We start from the raw sequence: 18,289 nt of genomic DNA on the forward strand, positions 1-18,289 counted from the left end.
AGGGATTTTTACATGAAGGGTGAAGGCATTTTCGAAAATGCCTTCACCCTTCATGTAAAAATCCCTTCCAAGCAAATCCCCTCCAAGCAAATCCCCCGATATAAAAAAATATTAAAAAGGAGCCCCCGCCAATGACCTGGAACGATAAACCCTACCACTCCCTGGACTATCATTTAAAACAGACCTTCGGTGAAAAGATATATAAACTGGCCCTGGACGGCGGCATGACCTGCCCAAACCGCGACGGGACCATCGGCACCGGCGGCTGTATTTTCTGCAGTGAAGGCGGCTCGGGAGAATTTGCGGAAAAATCCCCTTCCCAAGACCTCCACTGCCCAGATATCACACAACAAATTGATGCCGCTAAAAACCGGGTAAAAAACAAAATAAAAAACGGGCGTTATATCGCCTATTTCCAATCCTACACCAATACCTACGCCCCGGCCTCATATCTGGAACGGATCTTCACAGAGGCCATCCTTCATCCGGACATCGCCGCCCTGTCCGTGGCCACAAGGCCGGACTGCCTTCCTCCCGAAACCATCCGGCTGCTGGCGCGTTTAAACAGGATAAAACCGGTGTGGGTAGAACTGGGCCTGCAGACCATTCATGAAGAAACCGCCTGTTTTATCCGCCGCGGCTATCCGTTAAGCTGCTTTGAAGACGCTTTAAAGGACTTAAAGTCCGCAGGTCTGGCAGTGATCGTTCACGTAATTCTGGGCCTTCCCGGCGAAACCCGGGAAATGATGCTGGACACCGTCCGCTATCTGGGGCATTCCGGAATCGACGGTATCAAACTGCAGCTTCTGCACATCCTGAAAGGGACAAAACTGGAGGAACTCTATGAACAGACGCCTTTTCCCATATTTTCCATGGAAGAATACATCGACTTGGTCATAGACTGCGTCTCCCTTCTCCCCGAACAGGTTGTCATACACAGGCTTACCGGCGATGGTCCAAAATCCCTGTTAACGGCTCCTCTCTGGAGCGCAAATAAGCGCCTGGTCCTCAATACCATGACCAGACGCTTCAAAGAGCGGGGCGTTCATCAGGGCTGTATGCTGTGAACCACTCCTTCATCATCAATTGTTATATCAAATGATATGCTTTCCAGATAATTATAAAACTCCCGTTTCTTAGCCCCATCCTCCAGCGCCCGGGTATATCCGGCGCCGGATGTGCCGGGAATCAGGGATAAGGAAACTCCTTCATCGGAAATATCCGCCTGCAAAAGCATGGTTTTGGGGATGCTGCTGCCAAATACGAAATTGCCCATGCTGTAGACAATGGGTTTTCCGTTATAATACTCAATTCCCTGGAGCACATGGGGATGGCTTCCGATTACCAGATCAGCTCCGGCGTCAATGTACTGCCTGCCCATGTTTTTCTGATACGTTTCCGGTTTCTCGTTCCGTTCAATTCCCCAATGCACATAGACCACCAGGAAATCACACTCTTCTCTGGCGTTCTCTATCTCCTTTAAAAGCTGGGCCGGATCATAGGTCAAAAATAACCCGCTTCTGCTTTCCGTGGCGCCCCAGTCCCCATAGGGAATCACCCGGGACGCGCCTAAAAATCCGATCTTTTTTCCCTGGACTTCCATCACTTCCAACTGCTTCGCACGGTTTAAATCAGTTCCCGCGCCTACATAGCGGATTCCGGCCTGATCCAGGGTGAGACAAGTATCCTCCAGCGCTTCCCTACCAAAATCCAGGGTGTGGTTGTTTGCCAAAGTCACGATATCGATCCCCATTTCATGAAACATGGAAATCTTTTCCGGAGGCAGACGGAAGGTATAAGTCTTATCCGCTGCCGTTCCTCTGGAACTGAATGGAAATTCTTCATTTACCATAAAAAGGTCGGCTGCTGCGATATAATCCAGGTAATTCTGATCCAGGACGCCGTGAATCCCCCCTGCCTTTTGATAGGCATTCAGCACATGATCCGAAAGGTAGACATCCCCTGCGAACAGAAGCTTAATCTCTGCCGGAGGCTCAGGTTCCGGTTCCGTAGTCTCCGGCTCCGCTGTCTCCGTCTCCTTAATCACCGGTTCCGCCGCATCAGATTCCACTGTATTGGCTTCTGTGCCCCCATCCCCTCCATCCTCTGCGGCCTGCGGCTCTCTATCGTCATCCGGCTTACCGCCTTTGTTCCCCTCCCCGCCGGCATCAGCCGTTTCAATCTTTTGATAGTTGGGAGTGGCCCTCATAACCAAACCGGCGGCTGCCCGGATCACTCCGACAGCCGCCAATATAAGGATAAACCCTATTATAATTGTTTTAATTCTGCTATTCTCTCTCATATCTCCTATTCTACAGCCAGGACAATGCCGCCGTCTCCGGCATAAACAGTTGCAACTCCGGCGGTTTCCGTAATGACAATCTCCCTGAACGAAGCCCTGCTGCTCAGTTCCTCTTTCACAAGCTGCGCCCGCTGGCTGTTATTACAGTGAGCGATCACCGCACGTTTCTCCGTCGTATCACCGGCCTCTTTCACTGCAATCTCGCACATCCGGGACAACGCCTTGTTAATGCCCCTGGCCTGGTCAAGTTTGATGATCGTGCCCTTATCGGCTCCCATCACAGGTTTGATGTTTAACGCTGTGGCAAAAAATGCCTGAAGCCCTGTCAAACGCCCATTCTTCCTGAGAAATTCCAGAGTTTCCAGAACGAAATAGGTGCCCATCCGGTCTCTGATCCTGCTGACTTCGTCCACCACGTCCTCAAAACTCTTGCCAGCCTCGCATAACTCCTGGATCTTCAAAGCCAGCAGCAATTCACCGGAAGAAGCAGACAAAGAATCAATTACCGCGATGTTCTTATGTCCATGTTCTTCTGTATACAAATCCTTCGCCAGAACAGCGCTGTTATAGCTTCCGCTCAAATGATTGGACAAGGTGAGCACAAATACCCACTCTTCTTCACATTCATAGGCTTCTTTAAAACTCTCCGGAGAAGGACAGGCCGTCTTTGGACAATTGGGGCTTTCCTTTACCAGCTTTAAAAATGCCTTCTGGTCAAATGTCTCATCATCGGTTACCTGAATTTCATCTACCTGTAAAGTTAATGGAATCATCTGGAAACGGGAGTCTTTCTTCAACTCCGCGGTCAGATCCAGACAACTGTCCCCAATAATTTTATATGCCATGTTTACCTCTCAATCTGCCGCCGGCAGCGGCGTCTTAATGATTTATTCGAGGAGAGTTTAGGCGGCATCACCGGCATTGTGCCTGAACTATACAGCGCTTCCTCTGCTCTTCCCCTTATATTAAACTACGGTTGTATGTAGTTTTGATTACTATATATCATTATAAGGAGAATGCATTAGAAAGTCAAGCCATATTCATCATCATGATCTCGTTGCTTCTGGAGATGAATTTGGTCATACGTTCCGGTGATAAACTGCCATGGCTCAAAAGCGCCAGGTCATAAAGCTGTTCACAGATCTTGGAGGTATTTTCCCCTTCTTCGTGTGATAATACATACTGAACCAGCTTGTTATTGGCATTTAAAATCAGGGTTTCACCGGCGCCGCCGAACATGGACGGATCCATGCCGTACATATTATACATCTTCATCATGTCCTGCATACGTCTGCTCTCTTCCGATACGGTGATCATGGAAGACATCTCTTCATTTTTCAATTTTTCCACTTTAATTTCCAGCTTGTCATTGTTCAGAGCTTTTTTGAAAATCTCAGACAATTTTTCAGCATTGGACTTAAATTCCTCGTCGTCTTCCTTCACTTCTTCCTTAAAGTTATCATTAAGGTCCGCGTCAATGCGCAGGAATTTAAGGCCTTCATTCTTCTGCTCCAAATGGCCGATAAATGGGCTGTCAATATTGTGTTTCATGATGACAGCGTCTAAGCCTTCCTCTTTAAACATGTTGATATACTGGCTCTGCTCTTTTTCGTCGGTCACATAGAAGATGGTGTTTTCGTGCTTTTCTTTATTCTCTTCCAGGCAGTCCTTTAATGTCAGATATTTACCGTCCAGGTTCTTGAACAAAATATAGTCATTGATCTTCTCTGCAAATTTCTCATCCTTTAAGCAGCCGAATTTAATGAACGGGCTGATATCATCCCAGTATTTTTCGTATGCTTCCCGGTCTGTTTTGCACATTCCCGACAGTTTATCGGCAACCTTTTTGGTGATGTAATCAGAAATCTTTTTCACAAAACCGTCATTCTGAAGGGCGCTTCTGGATACGTTAAGAGGCAGGTCAGGACAGTCGATCACGCCCTTTAACAGCATCAGGAATTCAGGAATCACCTCTTTGATATTATCGGCGATGAATACCTGGTTATTATAGAGCTTAATGGTTCCTTCAATGGAATCATACTCGGTGTTGATCTTAGGGAAGTACAGGATTCCCTTCAGGTTAAACGGATAGTCCATGTTCAGGTGAATCCAAAACAGCGGTTCCTTATAATCCATGAACACTTTGCGGTAAAACGCTTTATACTCTTCTTCCGTGCATTCATTGGGATGTTTATTCCAAAGAGGATTTACATCATTGATTGCCACCGGACGTTTTAAAATCTTATATTTGTCCTTGGCAGGAGAAACTTCCACAACTTCCTTTTCGCCGTTTTCGTTCTCCTTTTCCTCTGTTTTGGCCTCTTCATGAATGGTTTCCACGATGGTGTCTTTGTCTGTCAGCTCATCGGTCTCAATGGTTTCATACTCCGGCTCAGCCGAAGAATTGGTGAGGAAAATCGGCACCGGCATGAAGGAACAGTACTTCTGGATCACTTCCCTTGCCCGGTACTCATTGGCAAACTCATAGCTTTCTTCATTCAGATACAGGGTAATGGTGGTTCCGCAGGCCTCCTTATCCCCTTCACCCATGGTGAACTCGGTTCCGCCCTCTGATTCCCAGTGAACAGGCGCTGCGCCCTCCTGATAGGACAGGGTATCGATGGTAACCCGGTCCGCCACCATGAATGCAGAATAGAATCCCAGGCCGAAATGACCGATGATCTGCTCTTCATTGGCTTTGTCCTTATATTTCTCCAGAAAATCCTTAGCGCCTGAAAATGCGATCTGGTTAATGTATTCTTCCACCTCGTCCGCAGTCATACCCATACCGTTATCCGTTACGGTGATGGTCTTTTCATTGGCATCCACCGCAATCTGAATCTTGAACTCCAGATCTTCCGGCTTTGTATATTCCCCCATGAGTTCCAGCTTTTTCAGCTTTGTAATGGCGTCACAGCCATTGGAGATCAATTCCCTGTAAAAGATATCATGGTCTGAATACAGCCATTTTTTAATAATAGGGAATATATTTTCACTGTTAATTGATAAACTTCCTGACTTTGTGCTCATATCATTCACTCCTTTTCAAATTTTATCACTAATCCATATTTTAATACCGGGCGTAATAAAAGTCAACAAAAAATTAGCACTCATTCAAAATGAGTGCTAGCAAAGTTGAATTCAGCCGGAAATAACCCAGATTTTAGCAACCGTTTATGATTCCTCGTAAACAATCTGATGTTTTTTCAAAAACCTCTTAACCGATTCATCCCATTCCTGTTCCAGGCTCTTATCCAATGTAAAAAAATTCAGCGAGGTTCCTGTCACACAGTAAAGTTCCCCATTTTCATAACGGATATTCACATACAGTCCGTTCACCTGATCCGGGTTCAAAGACAGCCCGGAAGTGCCGATGAACTTTTCCACGCCGTTTGGCGGCATCTGAAGGGTGATCGCAAAGCTCCCCGGAAGTTTTTTTCCTTTAATCAGAAGGAAACAGATAGGCCTTATAACGCTCCAGGATGAAAAATCCTCTATCTTCTTTTCTTCCAGTTCCTCATCTGAATAATATCCCATCCTGATATGCCCATCTATATGAAACGCATTATAAGTGACCACTTCCGCCTCCCTCAGCAGAAAGCGGTCAAAGGTTTCCCCAACAAACAAATGCCTGGTAAATGCCCCGATTTCATCAATCTTTAACGCTACCATACCCTAATTCCTCCATGCCGGAGCAGTTTATGCGCAAATATTGCTAATGCAAATTTTGCTGACGCAAATATTGCTGACGCAAATTTTGCTGACGCAAATTTTGCGTTGCGTAGGCGCGCGCTGAGAATTTCAGCTTCTCAGCTGCAATTCAAATTTGTGGCTCCGGCACAAATTTGGGTGTGAAAAATAAGCCGTCAGTATTATTTTTCACACTAGCCTCTTTCTATTTCTTATGTCTTTCACTATTTCCTCCCATGTGCTATAGTATATAGAAAAAAGGAGGTCCTACCTGTGAACGAAACCGATACAATCCGGGAACTGCACCAGATGATTCTGGCATCCACTTCCCCCTATCACTGCATAAAAGAAAGCTCCCGAAAACTTATGGAAGCCGGATTTGAACCTTTAACCCTGAGCGCTCCCTGGAACGTGATCCCGGGGCACTCTTACTTTGTAAATGTATATGACTCCACCCTGGCCGCATTCTCCATCAGCGAACCCCTGGACGAGACGCCGTTTTTACGGATCGCCGCTTCCCATACCGACTGGCCCTGCCTGAAGGTCAAACCTTCTCCGGAAATCACATCGGGACGCTATGGAAAGCTGAACGTGGAAGTCTACGGCGGGCCGATTCTCAGCACCTGGCTGGACCGCCCCCTCTCCATGGCCGGTAAAATATGCCTGAAAGGAGATCACCCCTTCCAGCCGGAAGTCCGCTTTATCGACTTTAAGCGGCCGGTGCTGACCATACCCAATTTAGCCATTCACATGAACCGGGAGGTCAATAACGGGGTAGCCTTAAAAGTCCAGTCCGACATGCTGCCGCTCCTGACCATTATAAACGATACCCTGGATAAAGACCACTACTTCCTGAATCTTCTGGCAAAAGAAGCGGAAGTTTCCCCGGACCGCATCCTGGATTTTGAAATCTGCATCTATAATACGGATGAGGGGACCAGATTAGGCCTTGATAATGAATTTTACTCCGCCCCGCGGCTTGACAACATCACTTCCGTCCAGGCCTGTTTAAATGGCATCATCCACAGCCGTCCCGCTAAAGGCATCAATGTGATCGCCTTATATGACAATGAAGAGATCGGAAGCAGAACCAAACAAGGGGCGTCCTCCTCCCTGATGGAGCATCTGTTAGAGAAACTGTACCTTTCCTTAGGGCTTACAAAAGAAGCGCTGCTTAACAGCTTATGGAGCGGTTATCTCCTTTCCCTGGACGTTGCCCATGGAGTTCATCCGAACCACAGTGAAAAATGCGACATCAAAAACCAGGTACATTTAAACGACGGATTCTGCCTGAAACTGGCCTCCAGCCAGGCTTATGCCACGGATTCCGCCGCGGTGGGCGTCATTGAATCCATCTGCGCCGACCATCAGATCTCCTATAGAAAATTTTCCAACCACTCCGACATCCGGGGCGGCTCCACTTTAGGAAGCATCTCTTCCGCAGGTTTAGGAATCCGCACCATCGACGCCGGCGTGCCGATCCTTGCCATGCATTCCGCCCGGGAAGTGATGGGAGTTAAGGACCAGGAGGCGTTAGAAGCCGCTGCCCGCTGCTTTTTTAACGCATAAACCTAATTTGGAAAATACTCCTGGTACAGTTCAAAGAAATTCGTAGTCTCAGTACCGTCATTTTTTGTAAACGCCGGCTGATCCCATACTTCGGAATCCAGATTTATGGGATTGTCCGGCGTAAACTGGTCATAGACCTGACGGAACGCCTGGTTCTTCCTCTCCTTAAACAATTCCTTTTTCCTCTCCTGAGTGGCCTCCGGGTCATAATCATTCACACATTGAAAGATATAATAGTTTCCCCCTGAAACCAGCATGGGGCTGGTCTCTCCCGCCGCCAATCCAAAGGCCGCATCTTCCAGTTCTTTGGGCAGATCCCCTCTTCCGATCTTTAAGGTTATCTCCTCCTCATCCGAATAGGTTTTGGCTGTCTCAGCGAATTTGCTTCCCTCTTCCTGCAGTTTTTGAAATGCCTCTTCCGCCTTCTGCCTGTCCGAAGTCACGATCCGGCTCACCTCGATCACCTTGGCCTCGTTGTCGCTCACTTCCAGGTTCAAATCCTTAGTCAGTTCATTTACCACCTTGTTTGCCAGATGATATTCCTCATAGAGTTTTTCCACATCTTCCTGAGTCACGTTCATATACTCGATCTCTTTTTCCGTAAGGCCGGAAAAATACTCCTCGGAAAGCTGCCTGACCGCTTCCTTTTCCGCGTTATCCAGTTCAATTTCCTGCTTTTGGGCCAGCAGGTTCATGGTTTTCATATTCGCCATGAAGTTCTTCACTTCGTTTAAAAGATAGGTTTGAAATGTGGTTCCTGATTCGTCCACCTTCACTCCCCATATCTGATCCGTATACACATTCTGGTACCGTTTTTTTTCTGTGGTAATAATTATCATGGTCTGAGCATCCGAATATCCCTTGGACTCCTTTGGCTCAGACATGCTCGGCAGATTGGCGCCGCACCCTGCCAGCATCAGGCTGGCCAGGATAGCCGCAGCCGCCTGCCTAAGTTTTTTGGCATATCTCATCCTAATTCCTCCATGCCGGAGCAGTTTATGCGCAAATATTGCTGACGCAAATTTTGCTGACGCAAATATTGCGTTGCGTAGGCGCGCGCTGAGAATTTCAGATTCTCAGTTTCGATTCAAATTTGTGGCTCCGGCACAAATTTGGGTGTGAAAAGTAAGCCATCAGGATTATTTTTCACGCTAACCTCATTTCTTCCGCCAACGGCGGCATTTTCCCAGACCGGACCGTCAGCCCGGCCTGGTTGCATCTTTACCGCTCACACTGTTGCCGCTCACATTTCCACTGCAATCCAGCTTCCCTGGTTGTGTTTTTCCACAATGATCTGGTGTTCAATCCGTTCTTTCAGCTCCTCCACATGGGAAATGATTCCGATCATCCTTCCCCCGCCTCCAAGAGCGGTCAGAATCTGAATTGCCTGGCTCAAAGATTCCTCATCCAAAGCTCCGAATCCCTCATCCACAAACAGGGTTTCCACCTGGATACCGCCTGCAAACTGCTGAACCACATCCGATGTGCCCAGAGCCAATGCCAGCGCGGCCTTGAACGTCTCCCCTCCGGAAAGGCTTTTCACCGACCTTTTTTTGCCCGTATACTGGTCAAATACTTCCAGCTCCATCCCTTCCCTGCTCCTGCGGTCCCGGGTGATGGGAAGACGGTGCAGTTCATAACGCCCCTCTGTCATGGCCGTCAGCCTCTGATTGGAGGCCCGCAGAATATCATCCAGATACACCGAAAGCACATACTGTTCAAATACCAGATTCCTGTTATTATAGCCGTTTGCCGCCCGTTCCACCTCACGCAGAGAGCCGTAAACCTGTTCCAGCTGCTCCTTTTCCTCCAAATGTTTTTTCAGCACCGATACAGCCTTTTTATTATTTTCATACCGGGCGCCCGCCATCTCTTTTTCCCGGTTGATCCGTTTTCGTTCCTGCTCCAGTTCCGCCAGGACACGGCTTAAACTGCCCACATCCTTTTTCTCCTTCTCGCGGGGCGCCTTTAAAGAAGACCTCAATTGGGCGCAGGAAGATTTCAGCCCTTCCAGCCTCAGCTTCCCGTTCTGGTAGCCGTTTTCACATTCCTTTATTTCTTTTTCTTCCACTGAAATGGCCTCTTCCAGTCCTGCGGTCCGCTCATTCAGACGGTCTTTTGCTTCCTGCCCCCCATCGCTTAGATCCCATTCCTTCAGCCCCTCTTCCAGAGATTTCAGGGCGCCCACCATGGAGGCCGCCTCAGTCTGGGCGTCTACGGCCTTTTTCCACGCGTCTTCATAGATGAGTTTCAGCTCTTTTACCCGGTTTTCCGACGGCACATCCGCTTCCATACCGGCAGGCGCCGGATGATGCGTGGAACCGCAGACCGGACAGGGCATCCCTTCTTTTAAGTCCATAGCCAAAATGCCTGCGGACGCTTTTTTATACCTGTCATCCAGATACTCATATTCCTGTTTCTTTTCCTTTGCCGCCCCATCCAGCCTCAGATACTCATCCTGCTTCTTTTTCAGAAGCTTTTGCTGCTTCTGCCACAGGGCCAGTTGTTTCTGCTGACCTGTCAGCAGGCGCAGAAGTTCTCTGGACTGTTCCAGCTTTTTCTTTCTGGCAGGCAGTTTTTTAAACTCTTTCTCCAACTGCTTTACATTTTCATTTAAAATGTCCCGCTCCCCCCGAAGGGCTTTCAGCCGCTCGCATCCCTCTTCATACTGCTGGATCAAAAAATTCCTGTGTTTCCACTGTTCCGCCTGCTGTACCGCCTTTTTATAAGCGGTCTCCCGCTCCTGCCAAAGCCGGTCCAAATCCTCCCGGATCATTACCAGCCGTTCCTGCTCTTCTTCAGCGGCCTTCACAATCTTTCCATAATTTCTGTTCTTTTTCCCCAGAAGTTCCGCAAACGCCTCCCCCTCCACCCGGATGGAGGATGCCGTCTCATCGGCCCTGTGCTTCTTTTCTTCTATCTGCACATAAATCCGCTTCACTTCAGAGGTCAGGGCCGCCGCTATGCAGTCATAAAGCCTGGTCTGGAAAATGTCACGGAATATCTGCGTCCGTTCTTTGGAACTGGCGGTTAAAAGCTGCTGGAACTCCCCCTGGGCGATCATGGAGATCTGCTTAAACTGGCGGTAATCCAATCCCAGCAGTTCCTCCACCTTTTCCGTCACCGAGCTGCTGCCCGAGGCCAGAAGTTCACCGCCTCCGAATATCTGGGCCGCTTCATTTTCCGTGGTAAACCCTTCCCCCCGCAGTTTGGGCCTGTCGTATCTGGGATTGCGGGTCACTTTATATTCCACGCCTTTGTGAAGAAAGGTGAGTTCCACATAGGTGGGCGTTTCCGGCACGGCAAAATCACTTCTCAGGCTGTCCTTTTCCCGGATGCTTCCGCTCACTTCCCCATATAAGGCAAATGTAATTCCGTCAAATATGGTGGTTTTTCCCGCACCCGTCGGGCCTGTTATCAAAAAAAGCCCTTCCCGGCAGACCTTTTCAAAATCCACCCTCTGTTTCTCTTTATAAGGCCCCCAGCCGCAAAGGGTCAATGACAATGGTTTCAATTCACCGCCTCCTTTGCCTGTTCTATGGCCCTCACCGCCATCCTGGCCTGTTCCTCACTCATCTCTTTTCCCATCACATCCTGGAAAAAATCAGTGAACAGCTCAAATGCCGATTTCTGCTTCACTTCCACCGCATGATAGATCTCCGTTTCCCGCTCCTGGCTCCGCTTCTCTATCTGAAGCTGCATCACATTGGGATACACGCTTCTGATGGTTCCGATGGGATCGATCAGCTCCTCTTCATTGGTAAGAACCGCCAGAATGTAATCCAGACAGTCCTCCTGTTTTGCAACCTCCGGTGAAATGAGGGCAGACAGCTTTCCCTTAATCTTTCTCATATCATGGATTGGGGTCAGACCTTCCGCTTTTAGGGAAACCAGCCCTTTTGAGTTCATTTCCCCCACCAGCACATGTTTCTCGTGATTCGCTTCTGAAAATGAATATTTTACCGGAGAACCTGAATAATAAACCGGTTTTCCGCCTATTTTCTGACCGCCGTGGATATGTCCCAGCGCCACATAATCAAACGCATCAAATAGGGAAACTTCCACCTGGTCCGTTCCACCTACAGATACCCGTGATTCCGAATCAGATAAATCCGGTTCTTTTCCCTGGTTCACAACAAATTGATGGGCCAGCAGGATATTGGCCCCCTGCTCTTCGTAGTCCACGTGTTTTAAAATCTCTTTCATGGCGTCTTCGTGGTTTTCAACCTCTGCCCCGTATAAAGCCTTCACCTGGACCGGCTTTGCATAAGGCGCCATGTGCACCCGGACATTTCCCGCCCCGTCTTTAAAATCCACATACCGGATCCGTTTTCCAAGGCCGCCTTCCATATAAAGCCCTTTATGTTCCAAAATGCGGCTGGCAAAGCCGATCCGTTCCGCACAGTCATGATTTCCTGCTATGGAAAGGACTTTTATGCCTGAATCCACAAGTTTTGTAAGGAACTCATCCAGAACCGATACGGCAAATGCGGGCGGTATGGACCGGTCATACAAATCACCGCACAGGAAAACAGCGTCCGCCTTCTCCCGGCAGGCAATCTCCGTGATCTGTTCCAGGACGTGAACCTGCTCCTGAAGCATGGAAAACCCATTGACCACTTTTCCGATATGGAGATCCGATGTATGGACAAATTTCATAAATACCTCCATTTGGAATTTCTATTTTTCTGTAACTAACAGTTTTAAAATCTTCAGCACACCATCGTTCACATTGGTATCCGCCTGGAAACGGGCCGCTTTTTTCACTTCCGGCCTGGCATTTCCAATGGCAAAGCTGTAATATGCCCGTTTTAACATCTCGATGTCATTGAGCTGGTCTCCAAAAGCCATCGTCTCCTCCGGAAGAATCTCCAGGCTTTCCTGAAGCAGCTTCACCGCTTCCCCCTTATTGATGCCATTGGCCATACAGTCCATCCACATATCACCGGAAATGGTCATCTTCAGCTTGTCCTTATACTTTTCCCTCAAATCCGCGGTGGCGGCTTCCACTGCTTCCTTCTTGTAAACAGCCACTTTGATGAACTGATCCTCCACCTTTGTGAGATCCTCCACGGTCTTTACCCGGAATTTATAACCATTTACCATCCAGTCCACAAAATCCCGATCCTTCGTCTCCATATAAACCACATCAGGTCCGCTGACCATGACCTCCAGATCTTCCCTTTCCCTGATATCACGAACCATATCCAGGACAATCTGTCGGTCCAGGGTATTTAAAAACAGATTTCTCCCATGGCACCCAATGTAGGCCCCGTTATCCGATAAGTAAAAGATTTTTTCTTTGACCGGGTAGAAAACCTGCTCAATGCTGGCCCACTGCCTGCCGCTGGCCGCCGCAAACTGGATGCCCTGGCCCCTCAGTTTGAGAATGGTATCGAATACCTCCGGATTGATTACATTTCCCCCGTCTTCCAGCAAAGTCCCGTCTATATCAGAAACAATTAATTTAATCATGTTTTCCTCCAAATCCGCCGCCTCGAACGGCACCTTATTCATTATAAACAATAACATAAAAGGGCATCAGCCGCAATGGCTGACCCCCTCTTTTTTAGTTAGGAAGTAATTTCCTGTAACAGTTCAGACGGCGGAAAAATTGGTTAAAAAGCGGCGTCAAGCCCGCTTGTAAGCAGCTTTTTTAACCAATTTTCACATCGGATGGACATCCGATGCTTCTTGACCGGCATTTCCGGTCAAGAAGAAGAGCCGTCTGAACTGTTACAATTTCCTGGCAACAGTGGTTTTCTCTAATAAATTTTCAGTCTTCCAACCACTGGAGTATCGTCATCTTCATCGTCAGAAGATTTCAACTGTAGTCTCATGGTATAGGTAAAGTCTGCAAGATAGAACAAGAGCAGGAAAAGCGCTACCTGCTTCTCATAGCTGTAAGGAATATTGCCCACCAGGTTATGTACAAACCCGTTGAGGAAGCGGAAAAACAGAATTCCCAAAACTCCCCAGGCCAGACTGCTCTGCAGGCAGATGATCCCTTTGTAGTTAAATGATTTCTTACTGTAATCCCACCAGAAAGAGCCAAACAGGTGAATCATCATTCCCGCTGTGATCAGCTCCATCACAGTAGCCATGATCATGCTGGCGAAATACAGCTTCACCGGCTGGTCTGCAAACGGCTGGAGAAGCAGGCAGGCGCCCATCGCTCCAAAACCATATATAATGCAAAAAGGACCATGCCCAAATCCCCTGTTCAATACGGGCGTTTTATTCTCATAGCTTAAAACCACACATTCCAGCAGATATCCAATAAGACTAAAAGCAAAAAACCAATTGATCATATGATATATGGTCACGGATGTCCCTCTTTTCCTTAACGTATTCTTAACGGGTTCAGTATAATATAGAAAAACTTGGATTGCAAGGAAATTTTTCTTACAATTCGCAAAAAAGTTTGGGGTAGGTTTACAAATTGCGGACCGGCACACACAACGCACCTGGCCGCAATTTGTAAACCTGGCAGCCGCTGGGGTATTGATAAAAACCAAGAGCGGCTTTGTATAATCTATTTGTTTGATTAACAGATAGTTCAATTACACAACAAGACCTTTGTTATTAAAATATGGCGGCTGAGGCACTTTCCTATAACAAAGGTCTTTTATCGTTTGGAGGATTGATTCTTTATATTAATTCCTTGAATCGGCTGCTCCAATAAATTGTATTAAACTGTTGCAGCAGTTCAGACGGCTAAACTTCTTGACCGAAAAGGCCGTCCAAACTATTACAAATATTATTTTCAAAAATAGTTCAAATAAGACGATATTGTCTTTAATAAACCGAATTCATAAACAGCGCAATCAATATGCCCAATACCGCTCCTGCGAAGACCTGGAGGGGGGTGTGGCCTACGAATTCTTTTAGTTTCTGCTGGAACTCTAAATTACTGAGCTGCAGAAAATCCTGCTGCATGAGGATGTTCAGAAGTCTGGCCTGTTTACCTGTTTCCTGTCTGACGCCAATGGCGTCGTACATGACCACTGCAGACAGTACAAAACAGACTGCAAATTCAAAAGAACCCACTCCATACTGGTAGGCTGTGGACGTTGTCAAAGCGCAGACTGTGGCCGAATGGGAGCTGGGCATTCCGCCGGAGCCGACCATTCTCTCTGCTGAAAACGATTTATTCAGTGCAAAATCTATGATAGTTTTCAATACCTGCGCTACCGTCCATCCGGTTAACGCGCTGATTAAAACCTTGTTGCTCAGTATCTCTTCCCAAAAAGTCATGGTTTTCTCCTATATCCAAAAGCGGTCAATATTATGCAGGGCGTCCCGGATTGAGTAAATGAGCCATCCACCGCCTTGTATGGGACGCAACTTCCGCCATGCCGCAGAATTTGTCCGCATAGACGATGGACATCCCTTCCCGGCTGCGGGGCGGAACTGGTGTCAGCGGCCACATATGGCGGAGAATCATATTTTTCTCCATATCCGTCAGTTCAAAATACTTAGACGCATTCTCCATAGCCACCCTGGGGTGGGTTAAGCCGTGGAAACGGTTCCCGGTTTCCTTCGCATGAGTGTGCCAGTCATATAAAAACAGATCATGAAGCAAGGCAGCCCTTGCGGTCTGCCTGTAATCCCAGTTAAATTTCCGGCAGATACGGTAACTCATATAGGACACCTGAATGCAATGGGCCTTACAAGTAGTATTACCATGCTGGATAAACTGATCCATCAAATGAAATACCGGATTTTCCAGGATATCCTGCACACATGCCAGATATTCCGGATCCTCCTCATATTTTTTTTGCTTCACCCAGGAATCATCGGACGCCCATTCACGGGCCCTGTTCCGCTCTTCCTGTAAACGATTATATCCTCTCATACTTTAATATCCAATCAGCCAGTCATATAACTCCTGGTATTTAAGGGCCGATGCATTCCATGAATAATCCTTTGCCATGCCGCGGTCAATCAACTTGTTCCATTCACGCTTTTTATCGTAATAAACATGTTTCGCATAATTCACGCTTGCAAGCATCTCATGTGCATTATAATTAGCGAATGAGAAACCGGTTCCGGTGCTCTCAAATTCGTTATATGGCTCAACCGTATCCTTCAGTCCGCCTGTCTCCCTGACAACCGGCACCGTACCGTATCTGAGGGCCATCAACTGGCTTAAACCGCAGGGTTCAAACAGAGACGGCATTAAAAATGCGTCACACGCCGCATAAATCTTATGGGACATCGGTTCCGAATAATAGATATTGGCAGAAACGCGGCCGCTGTACTTCCACGCATAATGACGGAACATGTTCTCATATTTATCATCACCGGTTCCCAACACTACCAACTGGATGTCTTCCGTGCACATCTCATCCATCACACACTGAATCAGGTCAAGGCCCTTCTGATCCGTAAGCCTGGATACGATTCCTATCATGAACTTCTTTCCATCCACCTCAAGTCCGAGTTCTTCCTGTAAAGCCAGTTTGTTCTTGATCTTCTCTTTCCGGAATGTTTTCGCATTATAGTTGCGGACGATAAAGGTATCTGTTTCAGGATTAAACTCTTCATAATCAATTCCATTTACAATGCCGCGCAGGCTGTTGGAACGGGCTCTCATAAGGCCATCCAGCCCCTCGCCGTAAAACGGCATCTTAATCTCTTCCGCATATGTGCTGCTGACGGTTGTAATCGCATCCGCAAAAACAATGCCGCCTTTTAACATATTACCATCTTTATATGCTTCCAGCTTATCCGGTGTGAAATAATAGTCCGGCAGCCCTGAAAATCTCTGAATGGTTTTCACATCCCATACGCCCTGGAATTTTAAATTGTGTATGGTAAGCACTGACTTAATGTTCCGGAAAAATTCTCCTCCGCGGAAACGGTCTTTTAAATAAACCGGAATCAGGCCGGTCTGCCAGTCATGGCAGTGAACGATATCCGGCTGAAAGCCGATTACCGGAAGAGCGGACAACGCCGCGTTGCAGTAAAATGAAAACTTTTCAAGATCATAGAGCCAGTCTCCATATGGTTTCGCACCGTTAAAATATCCCTCATTGTCGATAAAATAAAAGGTTATTCCCTCATGTACGTATTCCAGAATCCCTACGTATCTGCTCTGTCCCATATAGTCCATATAAAAATGGCTGACATAATTCATCTTGCTGCGCCATTCTTCTTTTATACACAAGTATTTAGGGATCATGACCCTAACATCGAAATATTCTTTATCAAAACACTTAGGTAAGGAACCGACTACATCGGCCAGCCCTCCGGTCTTAATAAATGGAACTGCTTCTGAAGCTATGAACAATATATTCTTCATGCGAAAACCTCCCTCGCCAACGGTCTGCCGCTGATACGCAGACTCTCATTAGGGATAGTATACAATATTTTTGAGAATTTAGGAAGTGGAAACTGAGAATTTATCTTTACAATCTCTTATAATCAAGGCGGATCTTATCAGAAATCAACGCTATAAATTCAGAATTTGTCGGCTTGCCTTTTCCATTGCTGACCGTATAGCCGAAAATCGCATTGATGGTATCCATCTTTCCTCTGCTCCAAGCTACCTCAATCGCATGTCTGATCGCCCGTTCCACGCGGCTCGGTGTGGTCTGGTGCTGTTTTGCTATATTGGGATACAAAACTTTTGTCACCGACGTGAGCATTTCCTGATCCGCAACTGAAATGGCTATCGCATCTCTCAAATACTGATATCCCTTAATATGCGCGGGAATGCCGATTTCATGAAGCATTTTAGTGACATCATTTTCCAGGTTCTGCTCCATATAGTCATATTTATCCGTATATGGCTTAATTCTCTTGTTTTCCAGACAGCTGATTCTGTCTTTTCTTCCCTTTTCCGCTACCTGACGCACTTTGGTGACAATCATCTTCCTGGAAAATGGTTTCATTATGTAATAATATGCGCCCATGCGGAAGGCTTCTTCCGTCATATTCTCGCTTCCGGCCGCGGTTACCATGATAAACGACGGCGACTTTTTCAGTGTTTCGTTGTTTTTCACCTTTTCCATCACCGATATTCCGTCCAGTCTCGGCATAATAATATCCATAAGAACAATATCCGGCTTCGTTTTGACAATCATGTTATAGGCATCTTCTCCATTATCCGCCTGTCCAACTACCTTAAAATCCTCTTCTCCTTCAAGTATATCACACAGCACCTCCAGTGTCTGTGGGTTATCATCTGCAATTGCAATACTTAATTCTGCCATACTCCTATTCCTCCTGTTTGTTACTTTTTGTACACTGATTATAGTATCGGAAAATGGTAATCCGCAATGTGATTCCATCGCAATATTCGACATTTCAACGGGGTTTCGGCCCATATCGGATTTCGTCATCTGCCGTCTGATTTTCCCGAAAAGCAGTTTTCAAGGGAGCTGATGACGGATTGTTAAAAATTCTATTCAGCCAATTATCATAGCACTTTTTGACGAAAATAAATAACGAAGGGCTGTAAAAAATATGTCGCATTTTAGCCCATACCCCATAGAACGGAAAGTTTGGGGGATTATAACAGATAATATGGATTTTTAGCGAAAATTTAACACAACGGTGAAATAAAGCGTGAGGCCATTTTCGAAAATCCCTTAGGGCTTTAAAGCAAAGCGTGAGGCCATTTCTGAAAATGCCTTCACGTTTTAAAGCAAAGCGTGAAGCCATTTTTGAAAATGCCTTCACGCTTTACTGTCACACGCTTTACTGTCACGCTTCACTTTA

15 protein-coding genes are annotated in these 18,289 nt (G+C 46.9%); 2 read left to right on the plus strand and 13 right to left on the minus strand.

Translation table 11 applies throughout. From position 1 onward, the window contains the following. Positions 1-131 precede the first annotated feature (131 nt). Positions 132-1,067, plus strand: coding sequence for a TIGR01212 family radical SAM protein (locus GPL15_RS12130; protein ID WP_215698936.1), 936 nt, complete (start codon positions 132-134; stop codon positions 1,065-1,067). Here the strand turns inward: GPL15_RS12130 and GPL15_RS12135 are convergent. The 4 genes from GPL15_RS12135 to GPL15_RS12150 all read right to left on the minus strand — a co-directional run bounded on the left by GPL15_RS12135 (position 1,049) and on the right by GPL15_RS12150 (position 5,974). After that, positions 1,049-2,302, minus strand: coding sequence for a CapA family protein (locus GPL15_RS12135; RefSeq protein WP_252198351.1), 1,254 nt, complete (start codon positions 2,300-2,302; stop codon positions 1,049-1,051). The genes GPL15_RS12130 and GPL15_RS12135 overlap by 19 nt on opposite strands. A 5-nt stretch (positions 2,303-2,307) precedes the next feature. Beyond that, positions 2,308-3,147: a DegV family protein gene (locus GPL15_RS12140; protein WP_215698937.1), complete on the minus strand. Its 840-nt coding sequence runs from the start codon at positions 3,145-3,147 to the stop codon at positions 2,308-2,310. 184 nt (positions 3,148-3,331) lie between these two features. Further along, the gene (gene htpG / locus GPL15_RS12145; RefSeq protein WP_215698938.1) at positions 3,332-5,332 is read right to left on the minus strand and encodes a molecular chaperone HtpG; all 2,001 of its coding nucleotides are present in this window, start codon (positions 5,330-5,332) and stop codon (positions 3,332-3,334) included. Between the two features lie 144 nt (positions 5,333-5,476). Then, positions 5,477-5,974: a DUF5721 family protein gene (locus tag GPL15_RS12150; RefSeq protein ID WP_215698939.1), complete on the minus strand. Its 498-nt coding sequence runs from the start codon at positions 5,972-5,974 to the stop codon at positions 5,477-5,479. A 291-nt stretch (positions 5,975-6,265) separates the two neighbouring features. Between GPL15_RS12150 and GPL15_RS12155 the strand changes: the two genes are divergently transcribed. Continuing rightward, positions 6,266-7,561: a M18 family aminopeptidase gene (locus GPL15_RS12155; protein ID WP_346344957.1), complete on the plus strand. Its 1,296-nt coding sequence runs from the start codon at positions 6,266-6,268 to the stop codon at positions 7,559-7,561. A 2-nt stretch (positions 7,562-7,563) separates the two neighbouring features. On the opposite strand, the gene GPL15_RS12160 is transcribed toward GPL15_RS12155, so the two are convergent. The 9 genes from GPL15_RS12160 to spo0A form a co-directional block, all read right to left on the minus strand. After that, complete coding sequence (locus GPL15_RS12160; RefSeq protein ID WP_215698940.1) at positions 7,564-8,532, minus strand: peptidylprolyl isomerase; 969 nt, start codon at positions 8,530-8,532, stop codon at positions 7,564-7,566. Between the two features lie 272 nt (positions 8,533-8,804). Beyond that, on the minus strand, positions 8,805-11,075 hold the full coding sequence (locus GPL15_RS12165) for an SMC family ATPase (protein WP_215698941.1): 2,271 nt from the start codon (positions 11,073-11,075) through the stop codon (positions 8,805-8,807). Next, positions 11,072-12,220 carry an exonuclease SbcCD subunit D gene (locus tag GPL15_RS12170; RefSeq protein WP_215698942.1) on the minus strand — a complete coding sequence of 383 codons (1,149 nt, stop codon included), beginning with the start codon at positions 12,218-12,220 and terminating at the stop codon, positions 11,072-11,074. Before GPL15_RS12170 ends, GPL15_RS12165 begins: the two co-directional genes overlap by 4 nt. Positions 12,221-12,241: 21 nt before the next feature. After that, entirely contained in the window at positions 12,242-13,036 is a 795-nt protein-coding gene (locus GPL15_RS12175; protein WP_215698943.1) for an HAD family hydrolase, read from the minus strand. A 290-nt stretch (positions 13,037-13,326) separates the two neighbouring features. Further along, positions 13,327-13,887 (minus strand): putative ABC transporter permease, encoded by a 561-nt coding sequence (locus GPL15_RS12180; RefSeq protein WP_215698944.1) that lies wholly within the window; start codon positions 13,885-13,887, stop codon positions 13,327-13,329. Positions 13,888-14,359: 472 nt separating this feature from the next. Beyond that, the gene (locus tag GPL15_RS12185) at positions 14,360-14,818 is read right to left on the minus strand and encodes a divergent PAP2 family protein (RefSeq protein WP_215698945.1); all 459 of its coding nucleotides are present in this window, start codon (positions 14,816-14,818) and stop codon (positions 14,360-14,362) included. Between the two features lie 31 nt (positions 14,819-14,849). Then, the gene (locus GPL15_RS12190; protein ID WP_215698946.1) at positions 14,850-15,419 is read right to left on the minus strand and encodes an HD domain-containing protein; all 570 of its coding nucleotides are present in this window, start codon (positions 15,417-15,419) and stop codon (positions 14,850-14,852) included. A 3-nt stretch (positions 15,420-15,422) separates the two neighbouring features. After that, the gene (glgA, locus tag GPL15_RS12195; protein ID WP_215698947.1) at positions 15,423-16,868 is read right to left on the minus strand and encodes a glycogen synthase GlgA; all 1,446 of its coding nucleotides are present in this window, start codon (positions 16,866-16,868) and stop codon (positions 15,423-15,425) included. Positions 16,869-16,974: 106 nt separating this feature from the next. Further along, entirely contained in the window at positions 16,975-17,781 is an 807-nt protein-coding gene (spo0A, locus tag GPL15_RS12200) for a sporulation transcription factor Spo0A (RefSeq protein WP_215698948.1), read from the minus strand. Positions 17,782-18,289 lie beyond the last annotated feature (508 nt).

Origin of the sequence: Clostridium sp. MCC353, from assembly GCF_018785315.1 — a bacterium.
In the GTDB taxonomy this organism is placed as follows: Bacteria; Bacillota; Clostridia; order Lachnospirales; family Lachnospiraceae; genus CHH4-2.